12 protein-coding genes are annotated in these 14,298 nt (G+C 55.4%); 5 read left to right on the top strand and 7 right to left on the bottom strand.

The window, feature by feature from the left end; translation table 11 throughout:
• Positions 1-14: 14 nt before the first annotated feature.
• Entirely contained in the window at positions 15-656 is a 642-nt protein-coding gene (locus NNN71_RS02320) for a tellurite resistance TerB family protein (protein ID WP_163447981.1), read from the bottom strand.
• A gap of 183 nt (positions 657-839) precedes the next feature.
• Here NNN71_RS02320 and purT point away from each other — a divergent pair, with 183 nt between their 5' ends.
• Positions 840-2,018, top strand: a complete 1,179-nt coding sequence (gene purT / locus NNN71_RS02315; protein ID WP_271457761.1) for a formate-dependent phosphoribosylglycinamide formyltransferase — start codon at positions 840-842, stop codon at positions 2,016-2,018.
• 76 nt (positions 2,019-2,094) lie between these two features.
• Here purT and NNN71_RS02310 read toward each other — a convergent pair whose 3' ends face one another.
• The 3 genes from NNN71_RS02310 to zwf all read right to left on the bottom strand — a co-directional run bounded on the left by NNN71_RS02310 (position 2,095) and on the right by zwf (position 6,297).
• Positions 2,095-2,736, bottom strand: coding sequence for a bifunctional 4-hydroxy-2-oxoglutarate aldolase/2-dehydro-3-deoxy-phosphogluconate aldolase (locus NNN71_RS02310; protein ID WP_064544721.1), 642 nt, complete (start codon positions 2,734-2,736; stop codon positions 2,095-2,097).
• Between the two features lie 39 nt (positions 2,737-2,775).
• Positions 2,776-4,587 (bottom strand): phosphogluconate dehydratase, encoded by a 1,812-nt coding sequence (gene edd, locus NNN71_RS02305; protein WP_271457760.1) that lies wholly within the window; start codon positions 4,585-4,587, stop codon positions 2,776-2,778.
• A 234-nt stretch (positions 4,588-4,821) separates the two neighbouring features.
• Positions 4,822-6,297, bottom strand: a complete 1,476-nt coding sequence (gene zwf, locus NNN71_RS02300) for a glucose-6-phosphate dehydrogenase (protein ID WP_064544716.1) — start codon at positions 6,295-6,297, stop codon at positions 4,822-4,824.
• 397 nt (positions 6,298-6,694) lie between these two features.
• On the opposite strand from zwf, the gene NNN71_RS02295 reads away from it, so the two are divergent.
• Both NNN71_RS02295 and pyk read left to right on the top strand, forming a co-directional pair.
• Positions 6,695-7,564 (top strand): MurR/RpiR family transcriptional regulator, encoded by an 870-nt coding sequence (locus NNN71_RS02295; RefSeq protein ID WP_064544714.1) that lies wholly within the window; start codon positions 6,695-6,697, stop codon positions 7,562-7,564.
• 110 nt (positions 7,565-7,674) lie between these two features.
• Positions 7,675-9,117 (top strand): pyruvate kinase, encoded by a 1,443-nt coding sequence (pyk, locus tag NNN71_RS02290; RefSeq protein WP_064544712.1) that lies wholly within the window; start codon positions 7,675-7,677, stop codon positions 9,115-9,117.
• A gap of 114 nt (positions 9,118-9,231) precedes the next feature.
• On the opposite strand, the gene lpxM is transcribed toward pyk, so the two are convergent.
• The 3 genes from lpxM to znuA all read right to left on the bottom strand — a co-directional run bounded on the left by lpxM (position 9,232) and on the right by znuA (position 12,635).
• Positions 9,232-10,209 carry a lauroyl-Kdo(2)-lipid IV(A) myristoyltransferase gene (gene lpxM / locus NNN71_RS02285; protein ID WP_271457759.1) on the bottom strand — a complete coding sequence of 326 codons (978 nt, stop codon included), beginning with the start codon at positions 10,207-10,209 and terminating at the stop codon, positions 9,232-9,234.
• 131 nt (positions 10,210-10,340) lie between these two features.
• Positions 10,341-11,663 (bottom strand): murein DD-endopeptidase MepM, encoded by a 1,323-nt coding sequence (gene mepM / locus NNN71_RS02280; protein WP_271457758.1) that lies wholly within the window; start codon positions 11,661-11,663, stop codon positions 10,341-10,343.
• Positions 11,664-11,675: 12 nt separating this feature from the next.
• Positions 11,676-12,635 carry a zinc ABC transporter substrate-binding protein ZnuA gene (znuA, locus tag NNN71_RS02275; protein ID WP_167575569.1) on the bottom strand — a complete coding sequence of 320 codons (960 nt, stop codon included), beginning with the start codon at positions 12,633-12,635 and terminating at the stop codon, positions 11,676-11,678.
• Positions 12,636-12,712: 77 nt separating this feature from the next.
• On the opposite strand from znuA, the gene znuC reads away from it, so the two are divergent.
• Together znuC and znuB are read left to right on the top strand one after the other, a co-directional pair.
• Positions 12,713-13,468 carry a zinc ABC transporter ATP-binding protein ZnuC gene (gene znuC / locus NNN71_RS02270; RefSeq protein WP_064544705.1) on the top strand — a complete coding sequence of 252 codons (756 nt, stop codon included), beginning with the start codon at positions 12,713-12,715 and terminating at the stop codon, positions 13,466-13,468.
• A complete protein-coding gene (gene znuB, locus NNN71_RS02265; RefSeq protein WP_271457757.1) occupies positions 13,465-14,250 on the top strand; it encodes a zinc ABC transporter permease subunit ZnuB in 786 nt (261 codons plus the stop codon). The genes znuC and znuB overlap by 4 nt, the downstream gene beginning before the upstream one ends.
• The last annotated feature ends 48 nt before the right edge of the window (positions 14,251-14,298 follow it).

Raw genomic sequence — 14,298 nt, 5'->3', positions numbered from 1 at the left:
GGTGATAAAACGCATTAAAGTTGCTGTTTTTGCTGCTGTAAATCGCGTTCTATTCCCTCACGGACCTCCAGAGGCAGTTTCAACGCTTCGCCCAGCGCGTTCAGATAGCTGCGTTCCATAAAATGATCGATATCGATCGCCGCACAGCTGATGAAGTACAGTTCCAGCGCCTCTTCTTCATTATGCACATCTCTTGCCAGACGCTGAGGGTCGAGAGGTTGTTCCATCGCCCGCGCAATCATCGCACGCCCCTGCTCTTCAATGCCGGCTTCACGCAGCTGTTGTTCAATGGCCTGCTGCTCTTTGGCATCAATATGTCCATCGCTCTTCGCCGCAAAGACCAACGCCAGAATCAAGCGTTCGGTACGCACATCCAGCGGCGCTGGCGCTTCACCGTACTGGCTGGCGGTTTGCGGGTCTGCGCGTAATTTATCTTTATACTTGTTCCACAGCACGCTGCCAGCGACCGCGCCGCCTCCCACCAGCAACGCACCGGTGCCGTACTTCGCCAGCATTTTTCGGGACGACTTACTGGCCAATAGTAGCCCAGCAAGGCCGCCTAATGCGCCGGGCACCAGCATTTGGCTGAGGTCGCTTTTACCGCTACCCGATTTTTGCCCCAGCAGAGACTGCAGTTGATTAAGCCAGCCTGACATACGACCTCCAGTATAAATATGTGAGATGCTCAGCCTAAGCGAGCTGATGTCAGGATATGTCTGTTCCACATAAAGATGCGCAAATATCCAGCGATAGCGCGGCCCGATTGCCGACAACGAGACACACGCAAACGTTTTCGTTTATAATGCGGCAAATTTTCGTGAGACGGTGGAATAGGTAAAATGACGTTATTAGGCACAGCTCTGCGTCCGGCTGCGACGCGCGTAATGCTTCTGGGTTCCGGCGAGTTAGGCAAGGAAGTGGCGATCGAATGCCAGCGATTGGGTATCGAAACCATTGCCGTTGACCGCTACGCCGACGCCCCGGCGATGCACGTCGCGCATCGTTCTTATGTAATTAACATGCTCGATGGCGCGGCGCTGAAAGCGCTGGTTGAGCAGGAAAAACCGCACTATATCGTGCCGGAGATTGAAGCTATCGCCACCGATATGCTGATTGAACTGGAGCAGGCAGGTCAGCATGTCGTGCCCTGCGCACGGGCCACCCAACTGACCATGAACCGCGAAGGCATTCGCCGCCTGGCGGCCGAACTCCTCAAGCTGCCAACCTCCGCCTATCACTTCGCCGATAGCGAAGCCCAGTTTCGCCAGGCGGTTGCCGACATCGGCTTACCGTGCATCGTGAAACCGGTGATGAGCTCATCCGGCAAGGGCCAGACCTTTATTCGCCGTGAAGACCAGCTCGCTCAGGCGTGGCAGTACGCGCAGGAAGGCGGCCGCGCCGGTGCCGGGCGCGTAATCGTCGAAGGGGTCGTCAATTTTGATTTTGAAATTACCCTATTGACCGTTAACGCCGTAGACGGCGTGCACTTTTGCGCGCCAGTCGGCCACCGTCAGGAAGATGGCGACTACCGTGAATCCTGGCAGCCGCAGCAGATGAGCGCGCTGGCGCTGGAGCGCGCGCAGGCAATCGCGCGCGAGGTGGTGCTGGCACTCGGCGGCTACGGCCTGTTCGGCGTTGAGCTGTTTGTCTGTGGCGACGATGTGGTGTTTAGCGAAGTTTCGCCGCGTCCGCATGATACCGGAATGGTCACGCTGATTTCGCAGGACGTTTCAGAGTTCGCTCTGCATGTGCGTGCTTTCCTTGGCTTGCCAGTTGGCACCATTCGCCAGTATGGCCCTTCCGCTTCTGCCGTGCTGCTGCCAACGCTGACCAGTAACAACGTGACCTTTGATAACGTGCAGAATGCGCTCGGCGCGGGTGTGCAACTGCGGCTGTTCGGTAAGCCGGATATCGCTGGTTCACGCCGCATGGGGGTAGCGCTGGCCACCGGCGATAGCGTTGAAGATGCCGTTGAACGCGCCAAAATCGCTGCGGCAGCCGTCGTTATTCAGGGATAAGAAAAAAGGCGGGCTGCTCACGCATACCCGCCCTTCTTTTGCTTACCCGATCATCAGACCGGGTATAGCAGACACCTTACAGCTTCGCGCCTTCAACCGCTTCGCGAGCCAGCTTGGTGATGCGATCGTAGTCGCCAGCTTCCAGCGCGTCTGCCGGAACCAGCCAGGAACCGCCGATACACAGCACGCTTTTCAGCGCCAGGTAGTCACGGTAGTTAGCCGGAGAGATACCGCCAGTCGGGCAGAAACGGATGTGAGAGAACGGACCTGCAATCGCCTGCAGCGCTTTCACGCCACCGTTCGCTTCAGCCGGGAAGAATTTGAACTCTTTCAGGCCGTGCTGCATACCCAGCATCAGTTCAGAAACAGAGCTAATACCCGGGATCAGCGGGATAGTGCCTGCGGTAGCCGCTTTCAGCAGTTCGTCGGTCAGGCCCGGGCTGATAGCAAACTGCGCGCCAGCGTCGGTCACTTCTTTCAGCTGCTGTGCGTTAGTCACGGTACCCGCGCCCACGATAGCATCCGGAACTTCTTTCGCAATGGCGCGGATAGCGTCCATCGCGCAGTCGGTACGCAGCGTCACTTCCAGTACGCGAACGCCACCGGCAACCAGCGCTTTTGCCATCGGTACTGCGTGCTCAAGCTTGTTAACCACGATTACCGGGACTACCGGGCCAGTGGTCAGGATTGCTTCAGCCGTTGTTTTCCAGTTTTTCATCAGAAATATTCTCTCGCCAGATCTACAAAACGTGTCATCTTAAAAGGTAATACAGGTTGCGCCCTGTTCCGCACCGGACAGTTTTTCCCGTAATGCGCCAAACAGTTCACGGCCTGTCCCCACGCGCGAAGCGCTCAGATCGGGAATATGCGGTTGGCGTGCGGCCAGTTCAGCGTCATCAACCAGCAGCGTTAGCTCGCCGGTCTGGCCGTTCACGCGGATCATGTCGCCATCGCGTACTTTTGCCAGCAGGCCACCGTCATAGGCTTCAGGCGTTACGTGAATCGCTGACGGTACTTTACCGGATGCACCGGACAGTCGTCCATCAGTGACCAACGCAATTTTGAAACAGCGGTCCAATAATACACCAAGTGGCGGCATAAGTTTATGTAATTCTGGCATCCCGTTCGCTTTTGGCCCTTGATGGCGCACAACCACGACGCAATCTTTGTCCAACAGGCCCGCTTCAAAGGCTGGCAGAACATCATGCTGGCTTTCAAAAACTACGGCAGGCGCTTCAATCACCTGGTTTTCAACCGGCACCGCGGAGGTTTTCATCACCGCACGGCCAAGGTTGCCGCTCAGCACTTTAGTGCCGCCGTGTTTTGAGAACGGTTTATCGAAGGTAGCAATGACGTTGTCATCCAGCGACGCGGTGGCGCCTTCACGCCAGTCCAGCTTGCCTTCGTTCAGCCACGGTTCCATGGTGTAGTGAGACAGGCCAAAACCGGCGACGGTGTTCACGTCTTCGTGCAGCAGCCCGCCTTTCAGCAGCTCGCGCACCAGCACCGGCACGCCGCCCGCTGCCTGGAAGTGGTTGATATCGGCCGGGCCGTTCGGATACAGACGCGCCATCAGCGGTACCACTTCTGACAAGTCGGAGAAATCATCCCAGTTAATGATAATGCCCGCCGCGCGCGCCATCGCCACCAGGTGCATGGTGTGGTTAGTCGAACCGCCGGTCGCCAACAGCGCCACGATACCGTTGACCACCACTTTTTCGTCAATCATTTTACCCAGCGGCATCCATTCATTACCGTTGCCGGTCATGCGGGTGACCTGACGCGCCGCGGCGGCGGTCAGTTCGGCGCGCAGCGGCGCATCCGGATGAACAAAGGAAGAACCCGGCAGCTGCATGCCCATAAATTCAATCACCATCTGGTTGGTGTTGGCGGTGCCGTAGAAGGTACAGGTGCCCGGCGCGTGGTACGACGCGGCTTCGGATTCGAGCAGCGCGTTACGGTCAACCTTCCCTTCCGCGTACAGCTGGCGGATGCGTACTTTTTCTTTGTTCGGCAGGCCGCTGGCCATGGGGCCTGACGGAATGAAGACAGACGGCAAGTGGCCGAATGACAGCGCGGCCATCGCCAGCCCTGGGACGATTTTGTCGCACACGCCAAGGTACAGCGCGCCGTCAAACATGTTATGAGACAGACCCACCGCAGCGGACATGGCAATCACTTCGCGGCTCAGCAGCGAAAGCTCCATCCCGTCCTGACCCTGCGTCACCCCGTCGCACATCGCCGGCACGCCGCCTGCAACCTGCCCCACCGCATTCACGCTATGCAGCGCTTTGCGGATCACGTCCGGGTAGTGTTCGTAAGGCTGGTGGGCAGAAAGCATGTCGTTATAGGAGGTGATGATCGCGATATTGTTACGCAACATGCTTTTCAGCGACGCTTTATCGTCTGGCTGACAGGCGGCAAAACCGTGCGCCAGGTTGCCACAAGCGAGCTGAGAGCGGTGAACCGTTTCAGTTTTGGCTTGTTCGATACGTGCCAGATAAGCCGCGCGCGTATCGCGAGAGCGTTCGATAATGCGACTTGTTACCCGTAACATTGCAGAGTTCATAAAGGCTCCTTAAATTTTTTCTGTCCAGGCTGCGGCTCACGACGGTGTTTACATAGGGCTGACAAATCAATAAATGCCCGTATAGCGCAGCTCAGAGGCAAAGGTCTATTCGCAGTGTAATAAAAAAAGCCCCGGGGGTGAATCCTCCCGGGGCTTAAATGCGCAAAAATAGCACTACTTGCTGTGTTAGATCATGTTACCGGTAAAATAACACTTCTGGATTACCGTCAGGCCTTACTCAAACTCATTCCAGGAACGGCCATCGCGAGTAATCATGGCGACGGATGCCACCGGCCCCCAGGTTCCCGCCTGATACGGTTTCGGCGCGTCTTTATCGCTAGCCCAGGCTTCGGTAATGGAATCGACCCACTTCCATGCTTCTTCCACTTCATCGCGGCGTACGAACAGCGCCTGGATGCCGCGCATGGTTTCCAGCAGCAGACGTTCGTAGGCATCGGCCAGATGCGTCTGATTGAAGGTCTCGGAGTAGCTCAGATCCAGCTTGGTCACCTGCAGGTTATGCTTGTGCTCCAGACCCGGAACCTTGTTAAGAATCTGAATATCCACGCCTTCATCCGGCTGCAGACGAATAGTCAGCTTGTTCTGCGGCAGCTCAGGCCAGGTTTCTTTGAACAGATTCAGCTCTGGGTTTTTGAAGTACACAACCACTTCTGAACATTTGGTCGGCAGACGTTTACCGGTGCGCAGGTAGAACGGCACGCCCGACCAGCGCCAGTTATCAATGTCCACACGAATGGAAACGAAGGTTTCGGTGTTGCTGGATTTGTTCGCGCCCTCTTCTTCAAGGTAGCCCGGCACCTTCTGCCCTTGCGCAAAACCAGCGGTGTATTGTCCACGGACGGTTTTTTCACGCACGTTGGTATGGTCAATGCGACGCAAAGACTTCAGGACTTTCACTTTCTCATCGCGGATGCTGTCAGCACTTAAATCTGAAGGAGGCGCCATGGCAATCATGCACAGAACCTGTAACAGGTGGTTCTGGATCATGTCGCGCATTTGACCGGCCTGGTCGAAGTACCCCCAACGGCCTTCAATACCGACCTCTTCGGCCACGGTGATTTCCACGTGATCGATAGTGCGGTTATCCCAGTTGTTCACAAACAGGGAGTTGGCAAAGCGTAGCGCCAGCAGGTTGAGTACCGTTTCTTTACCCAGATAGTGGTCGATACGGTAAACCTGGCATTCTTCGAAGTATTCACCCACCTGGTCGTTAATCTCGCGGGAGGTTTCCAGCGAGGTGCCCAGCGGTTTTTCCATGACGACGCGCGCCGGTTTGGCGTTCAGCTTCGCTTCACCCAGACCGCGGCAGATGGCGCCAAAGGTGCTAGGCGGCATCGCGAAATAGTTAATGGTGATGCGATTTTTTTGATCAAGCATCTCGCCAAGACGCGAAAACGCCGGCGCATCATTCACATCAAGATTGCAGAAATCAAGACGCGCGCTGAGGGTATTCCACAAGCCTTCATCAATCTTCTCTTTCATGAAGGTTTCAAGCGCTTCGCGGACAACTTTGGTGTATGCCGCTTTATCCCAGTCTGCACGGCCTACGCCGATAATGCGGGTGTCCGGATTAATCTGGCCGGCTTTTTCCAGCTGATACAGGGAAGGCAGCAGTTTTCGGCGGGCCAGGTCTCCCTTCGCGCCGAAAATGACCAGATCGCATGCCTGGGCCGTTTGCGTTACCGCCATGTCATTCTCCTCAGTTTATAATCCCGGTTCTATGCCAGGCTATCTACCCGTCGCCGTTCAGGTTTTCATGAAAACGACGGGTATCGTTGTAATTTTCTTACGGTGCACTGTACTGTGTTTACGAAATTGCCGAAACCCTTTAACGGCTTTGACCGCCTTCGATCGCACAATTCGGAACCATCATCGCCGTATAGTCAGGGCAATTGGCCAGTTTTGTTCGTTCTTTCGCCCGAACGGTGTCAGTTAAAATACGACACCGATCATGTAATGAAAAAAAACAACATATTTTGCTGTTCCTATTCACTTTTCATCCCGCTTCAAGCGTATATTCTTGCTAAAACGCCTGCAGATTTCACCCATTAATGGAATCGTTTCAATCTATGAGCGCCTTGTCACGATGAACATGCTGGAAAGAATCCAGTCCCAACTGGAAAACCTTAGCAAATCCGAGCGAAAAGTCGCAGAAGTGATTCTGGCGGCCCCTGAACAGGCAATTCATTCAAGCATTGCCGCACTCGCCCTTGAAGCTGAGGTCAGTGAACCGACCGTTAACCGCTTCTGCCGCAGTCTGGAAACCCGAGGCTTTCCTGATTTTAAACTGCATCTTGCCCAAAGTCTGGCTAACGGTACACCGTATGTTAATCGTAATGTGGACGAAGATGACAGCGTTGAAGCCTATACGGCCAAAATATTCGAATCGGCGATGGCGAGCCTTGCTCACGTGCGGCAATCGCTCGATATGTCGGCGGTGAATCGCGCGGTGGATCTGCTGACCCAGGCAAAAAAAATCGCCTTCTTTGGTCTGGGGTCTTCTGCCGCCGTGGCGCACGACGCCATGAACAAATTTTTTCGCTTTAACGTCCCTGTCATCTATTCCGATGACATCGTTTTGCAACGAATGAGCTGTATGAATTGCAGCGACGACGACGTTGTGGTGCTGATTTCCCATACCGGGCGAACGAAAAGCCTGGTCGAGGTCGCCCAGGTGGCGAGGGAAAATGACGCGATGGTCATCGCCATCACCTCCGCCGGTACGCCGCTGGCCCGCGAGGCCACGCTCGCCATCACGCTGGACGTCCCTGAAGATACCGATATCTACATGCCGATGGTGTCACGTTTGGCGCAGTTGACCGTGATCGATGTCCTGGCCACCGGCTTTACCTTGCGCCGCGGGGCGAAATTCAGGGATAACTTGAAGCGAGTCAAAGAAGCGTTGAAGGAATCGCGCTTTGATAAAGAGCTATCGACACACAGCGATAATCACTAAAAGCGATAAAAAAAGTGTAACCTATTTAAGCATTCGGTAACCCGTTATTGGCATATTGCCGAATTCCTGTTCACGCAACACCTGAGTTGTATTAGTCAACGGAGTATTACATGTCCAGAAGGCTTCGCAGAACCAAGATCGTCACCACGTTAGGCCCAGCAACTGACCGCGATAATAACCTCGAGAAGGTAATTTCCGCCGGCGCTAACGTCGTACGTATGAATTTCTCTCACGGTACGCCAGAAGATCATCAGTTACGTGCCGACAAAGTACGCGAAATTGCAGCAAAACTGGGGCGCCATGTAGCTATCCTTGGCGATCTGCAAGGACCAAAAATCCGCGTATCGACCTTCAAAGAAGGCAAAGTTTTCCTGAATATTGGCGACAAATTCCTGCTGGACGCCAACCTGGGTAAAGGTGAAGGCGACAAAGAGAAAGTAGGCATTGACTATAAAGGTCTGCCTGCAGACGTCGTACCGGGCGACATCCTGCTGCTGGATGATGGCCGCGTGCAGTTAAAAGTGCTGGAAGTTCAGGGCATGAAGGTGTTCACCGAAGTGACCGTCGGCGGACCACTGTCCAACAATAAAGGCATCAACAAATTAGGCGGCGGCCTGTCCGCTGAAGCGCTGACCGAAAAAGACAAGGCCGACATTCTGACCGCCGCCAAAATCGGCGTCGACTATCTGGCCGTCTCCTTCCCGCGCTGTGGCGAAGATCTGAACTACGCTCGCCGTCTGGCCCGCGAAGCCGGTTGCGATGCGAAAATCGTCTCCAAAGTTGAACGTGCGGAAGCCGTCTGCAGCCAGGATGCGATGGACGACATCATTCTCGCCTCCGACGTGGTGATGGTTGCCCGCGGCGACCTCGGTGTCGAAATTGGCGACCCGGAGCTGGTCGGTATTCAGAAAGCGCTGATTCGTCGCGCGCGTCAGCTGAACCGTGCGGTCATTACCGCAACCCAGATGATGGAATCGATGATCACCAACCCGATGCCGACCCGTGCGGAAGTCATGGACGTGGCGAACGCCGTACTGGATGGTACCGATGCGGTGATGCTGTCTGCGGAAACCGCGGCTGGCCAGTATCCATCCGAAACCGTTGCGGCCATGGCGCGCGTGTGCCTGGGCGCAGAAAAGATCCCAAGCATCAACGTGTCTAAACACCGTCTTGATGTACAGTTCGACAACGTCGAAGAAGCGATCGCCATGTCGGCGATGTACGCGGCCAACCACCTGAAAGGCATTACCGCGATCATCACCATGACCGAATCCGGCCGTACCGCGCTGATGACCTCACGCATTACCTCCGGTCTGCCGATTTTCGCCATGTCTCGCCATGAACGTACGCTGAACCTGACCGCACTGTACCGTGGCGTCACGCCGGTGTTCTTCGACAGCGCCTGCGACGGCGTTGCGGCAGCCCACGATGCGGTGAACCTGCTGCGTGATAAAGGCTACCTGATGTCCGGTGACCTGGTGATTGTCACCCAGGGTGACGTAATGAGCACCGTGGGTTCAACCAACACCACGCGCATTCTGACCGTCGAGTAACACTCACGTTATTGATGTAAAAAACCGGACGATGTCCGGTTTTTTTTGCACTCAAAGCAGGGCGTGAACGGTCTGGAGTCATCCCGACGTCGCTTTGCTCGCCCAGGGTTTAAGCTATTTCTTTTTCTTTGGGTAGAGTTCTTTTCGCTGATACGGCTCGATCTCACCAGGCTTGCGCGTCTTCAGCAACTTCAGAATCCACGTATACTGCTCGGCGTGCGGACCCACAAAGATCTCCACTTCTTCATTCATGCGGCGGGCTATGGTGTTGTCATCCGCTTCCAGCAGGTCGTCCATCGGTGGGCGCACCAGAATCGTCAAACGATGCGTTTCACCGTTATAAACCGGGAACAACGGCACCACGCGCGCACGGCACACTTTCATCAGTCGCCCTATCGCCGGCAGCGTGGCTTTGTAGGTTGCAAAGAAATCGACAAACTCGCTGTGCTCCGGGCCGTGATCCTGATCGGGCAGATAGTAGCCCCAATACCCCTGACGCACTGATTGAATAAAAGGTTTAATGCCATCATTACGCGCATGCAGGCGGCCGCCAAAGCGACGACGCACGGTATTCCACACATAGTCGAACACCTTGTTGCCCTGGTTGTGGAACATCGCAGCCATTTTCTGGCCCTGCGAAGCCATCACCATCGCCGGGATATCCACCCCCCAACCGTGCGGGACCAGGAAGATAACGTTTTCACCGTTGCGGCGCATTTCGTCAATAATCTCTTGCCCCTGCCAGTCGAGACGCGGCAGAATTTTTTCCGGCCCCTTCAACGCCAGCTCGGCCATCATTACCATCGCCTGCGGCGCGGTAGCGAACATCTCATCGATAATCGCTTCGCGCTGGTCTTCGCTTTTTTCCGGGAAGCAGTACAGAAGATTGATTTGCGCGCGACGCCGAGCGCTGCGGCCAAATCGCCCCGCCAGACGACCCAGTTTTCCCAGGATAGGGTCGCGGAATTTTGCGGGAACGTAGGCAATCCCTGCAAATGCCAGCACGCCTAACCATGCCCCCCAGTACTGCGGGTGACGGAAAGATTTCTCAAACTCGGGAATGTATTCACTGTTATTTTTTTTCGTTTCCATGCCTGTTCCAGGGTCGCATCATCAGGTCGGTGTGGATAATCAGATAGTTTAGCGAGGTGAGGAGCTTCGCACAAAAGAAAAAGCCGACACCCTGTGGGCGTCGGCTCTGAACGTTTACTTCTTAGACGAAACTAGTCAAAACGCAGCTGCGGCAGAACCTGTTTCACCTGCGCCAGATAATCGGCGCGGTCAGAACCGGTCAACCCTTCGGTACGCGGCAGTTTCGCCGTCAGCGGGTTCACCGCCTGCTGGTTGATCCACACTTCATAGTGCAGGTGCGGGCCGGTTGAACGCCCTGTATTGCCCGACAACGCAATACGATCGCCACGTTTCACCTTCTGACCCGGTTTCACCAACAGCTTACGCAGGTGCATATAGCGCGTGGTGTAGGTACGGCCATGACGCAGTGCAACGTAATACCCGGCAGCGCCGCTACGCTTGGCGACAACAACTTCACCGTCGCCCACCGCAAGAACCGGCGTCCCTTGCGGCATCGCGAAATCAACGCCACGGTGCGGCGCGACACGCCCGGTCACCGGATTCAGGCGACGTGGATTAAAGTTAGACGATACGCGGAACTGACGCGAGGTTGGGAAGCGCAGAAAGCCCTTCGCCAGCCCGGTGCCGTTACGGTCGTAGAACTTACCGTCTTCCGCGCGGATCGCGTAGTAATCTTTACCATCAGAACGTAAACGTACGCCAAGCAGTTGGCTCTGCTCACGCTTGCCGTCGAGCATTTCGCGCGACATCAGCACCGAGAACTCATCGCCTTTTTTCAGCTTACGGAAGTCCATCTGCCATTGCATCGCTTTAATTACCGCGCTGACTTCCGCGCTGGTTAACCCGGCGCTGGTTGCGCTGGAGACAAAGCTGCCGCCAACGGTACCTTTAATCAGGCTGTTAACCCAGTCGCCCTGCTGCATCTCGCTGCTCATTTTGAAACCGTTTGCAACGCGATCGTAGGTACGGGTTTCACGACGCGACATTTCCCAGGTTAAACGCTGGAGATCGCCATCATCGTTCAATGTCCAGGAGAGCTGCTGGCCCACCTTCATGTTTTTCAGGTCTTTATCAGAAGCGGCAAGCTGGCTGATATTTCCCATATCAATACCGTACTGATTCAGGATGCTGCTCAGGGTATCGCCCGTGGATACCACATATTCATGCACGCCCGTTTCGTTATCGACTTTGTCGTCCAGTTCGTCCTGCGGGATGGCTTCATCTTCCTGCGCGGCCTGGTCAATCGGTTCACTGGCCTCCGGCAACAGAGAACGAATTTCTTTTTTCTCCAGCTCAATCGTCCGGGTAACGGGTGATGAAGAGGTTGGATGGTAAACGTATGGCCGCCATACGGCGACGGCCAACGTGAGAACGGTGAGTGACCCCAGCATAACGCGGTGGGGCCGAGGCAAATTGTTAAATGCCAGAGCGACAGAGCGGGCTATCTGCTGCACGTATTCACTTCCTTACTTATCTCCTTTCAGGCAGCTCGCATACTGGGTCGCCAGTTGAGTCAGAAACGCCGGATAGCTTTCTTTGCTCAACTGTATATTCGTGCCAAGTGGGTCCAGCGTTCCCATGCGAACGTTGGTACCCCGCGCGACAGATTCAACGACAGCGGGCCTGAATTGTGGCTCAGCAAAAACGCAGGTTGCTTTTTGCTCAACCAACTGTGTTCTTATTTGATGTAAACGCTGCGCACCGGGTTGAATCTCAGGGTTGACGGTGAAGTGCCCAAGCGGCGTCAAACCGTAGTGTTTTTCGTAGTAACCATAGGCATCATGAAAAACGAAATACCCCTTTCCTTTCACCGGCGCCAGCTCATTCGCCACCTGCTTGTCGGTTGCAGCCAGATTGGCTTCAAAATCTTTCAGGTTGGCGTCAAGCCGGGCTCGACTCTGGGGCATAAGTTCCACTAATTTGTCATGGATTGCAACCGCCGAAAGCCGCGCTATCTCTGGGGATAGCCACAGATGCATGTTGTATTCGCCATGATGGTGATGTGCGTCACCTTTTTCGCCGTGAGCGTGGTCATGATCGCCCTCTTCCGCACCTTCGTCACCGTCGTCGTCAGCCCCTTTCATGAGCAACGGTTTCACGCCGTCCAGCTGCGAGATCGTCACTTTTTTTGCGGTGGAAATGCTTTGCGTTGACTTGTCCATGAAGGCTTCCATCTCCGGACCAATCCAGACCACTAAGTCCGCGTTCTGTAAGCGTTTTGCATCAGATGGGCGCAGTGAATAGTCATGCTCAGACGCACCGTCAGGCAGTAAAACCTGGGTCTCAGTGACGCCATCGGCAATCGCTGAAGCGATGAATCCTAACGGTTTCAGTGAGGCAACAACGGCGGCATCGGCACGCTGTGCGGCGCTACCCCAAAGGGCCATGGATAAAGCTGCGAAAAGAAGCGTATTTTTCTGTAACATAATGCGTCTAATAATCGAAATGAATGAAAGAAGTGTGATATTATAACATTCACTCTCTTGTGCAACCCCTAATTGCTATGACGAATCTTGTATCGCTGGAAAATGTCTCCGTCAGCTTCGGCCAGCGCCGGGTGCTCTCCGACATCTCACTGAATCTCAAGCCAGGCCGCATTCTGACGCTGCTTGGCCCTAACGGCGCGGGTAAATCTACGCTGGTACGCGTAGTGCTCGGGCTTGTTGCGCCCAGCGAAGGCGTCGTGGTACGCGAAAAACAGCTGCGTATCGGCTATGTACCACAGAAGGTTTACCTTGATGCGACATTGCCGCTGACCGTCAAGCGTTTTTTGCGTCTGCACCCTGCTACACGTAAAGAAGATATTCTCCCGGCGCTCAAACGCGTGCAGGCAGGACACCTGCAGGATGCGCCAATGCAGAAGCTTTCCGGTGGCGAAACCCAGCGCGTACTGCTGGCTCGTGCGCTGCTGAACAAACCGCAATTGCTGGTGCTGGATGAGCCGACTCAAGGCGTTGACGTTAATGGTCAGGTGGCGCTGTACGATCTGATCAACCAACTGCGCCAGGAGCTGGACTGCGCGGTGCTGATGGTGTCGCACGACCTGCATCTGGTTATGGCGAAAACCGACGAAGTGCTGTGCCTCAACCATCATATTTGCTGTTCCGGCACGCCGGATGTGGTCTCAATGCACCCGGAATTTATCTCAATGTTTGGGCCGCGCGGCGCCGAGCAGCTCGGAATTTATCGTCATCAACATAACCACCGCCACGATTTACAGGGCCGTATTGTTTTACGTCGGGGAAATGGGCAGTCATGATTGAAATTTTACTTCCCGGTTGGCTTGCCGGAATGATGCTGGCGTGTGCTGCCGGCCCGTTAGGCTCATTTGTGGTCTGGCGTCGTATGTCCTATTTTGGCGATACTCTGGCGCATGCTTCCCTGCTGGGTGTCGCTTTTGGTTTACTGCTCGACGTGAATCCGTTTTATGCGGTCATCGCCGTGACGCTGCTGCTGGCGGCGGGGCTGGTGTGGCTGGAAAAGCGCCCTCACCTGGCGGTGGATACCCTGCTCGGCATTATGGCGCATAGCGCGCTGTCGCTCGGTCTGGTGGTGGTAAGCTTGATGTCGAACATCCGCGTCGACCTGATGGCCTACCTGTTTGGCGACCTGCTGGCGGTCACCCCGCAGGATCTTGTCTCGATCGCGCTCGGCGTGATTGTGGTGCTGGCAATTCTGTTCTGGCAGTGGCGTAATCTGCTGTCGATGACCATCAGCCCGGATCTGGCGTTTGTCGACGGCGTGAAGCTACAGCGGGTTAAGCTGCTGCTGATGCTGGTGACAGCGCTGACCATCGGCGTGGCGATGAAGTTTGTCGGGGCGCTGATTATCACCTCGCTGCTGATTATTCCGGCCGCGACGGCACGTCGCTTCGCCCGTACGCCAGAGCAGATGGCGGGGATTGCGGTGGGTGTTGGGATGATTGCGGTAACCGGTGGGCTAACCTTCTCGGCGTTTTACGATACGCCAGCCGGCCCTTCCGTGGTGCTGTGCGCGGCGCTGCTGTTTATTCTGAGTATGACAAAGAAAGCCGCTGCCTGATTTTTCCGGCGTCGCTTCGCATACCGGGCCTACACAATTCCGTAGGCC

This window comes from Kluyvera sp. Awk 3, assembly GCF_028069715.1.
Lineage (GTDB): Bacteria > Pseudomonadota > Gammaproteobacteria > Enterobacterales > Enterobacteriaceae > Kluyvera > Kluyvera georgiana_A.
Note: the sequence above shows the minus strand (reverse complement) of the source record. Positions and strands in the feature narration are given on the sequence as shown.

Bases quoted from the DNA above. Each gene is read 5' to 3' on its own strand.
- znuC (WP_064544705.1), top strand. From the start codon at position 12,713: ATGACGAATCTTGTATCGCTGGAAAATGTCTCCGTCAGCTTCGGCCAG.
- edd (WP_271457760.1), bottom strand. From the start codon at position 4,587: ATGAACTCTGCAATGTTACGGGTAACAAGTCGCATTATCGAACGCTCT.
- NNN71_RS02310 (WP_064544721.1), bottom strand. From the start codon at position 2,736: ATGAAAAACTGGAAAACAACGGCTGAAGCAATCCTGACCACTGGCCCG.
- pyk (WP_064544712.1), top strand. From the start codon at position 7,675: ATGTCCAGAAGGCTTCGCAGAACCAAGATCGTCACCACGTTAGGCCCA.
- znuB (WP_271457757.1), top strand. From the start codon at position 13,465: ATGATTGAAATTTTACTTCCCGGTTGGCTTGCCGGAATGATGCTGGCG.
- zwf (WP_064544716.1), bottom strand. From the start codon at position 6,297: ATGGCGGTAACGCAAACGGCCCAGGCATGCGATCTGGTCATTTTCGGC.
- NNN71_RS02320 (WP_163447981.1), bottom strand. From the start codon at position 656: ATGTCAGGCTGGCTTAATCAACTGCAGTCTCTGCTGGGGCAAAAATCG.
- znuA (WP_167575569.1), bottom strand. From the start codon at position 12,635: ATGTTACAGAAAAATACGCTTCTTTTCGCAGCTTTATCCATGGCCCTT.
- lpxM (WP_271457759.1), bottom strand. From the start codon at position 10,209: ATGGAAACGAAAAAAAATAACAGTGAATACATTCCCGAGTTTGAGAAA.
- NNN71_RS02295 (WP_064544714.1), top strand. From the start codon at position 6,695: ATGAACATGCTGGAAAGAATCCAGTCCCAACTGGAAAACCTTAGCAAA.
- purT (WP_271457761.1), top strand. From the start codon at position 840: ATGACGTTATTAGGCACAGCTCTGCGTCCGGCTGCGACGCGCGTAATG.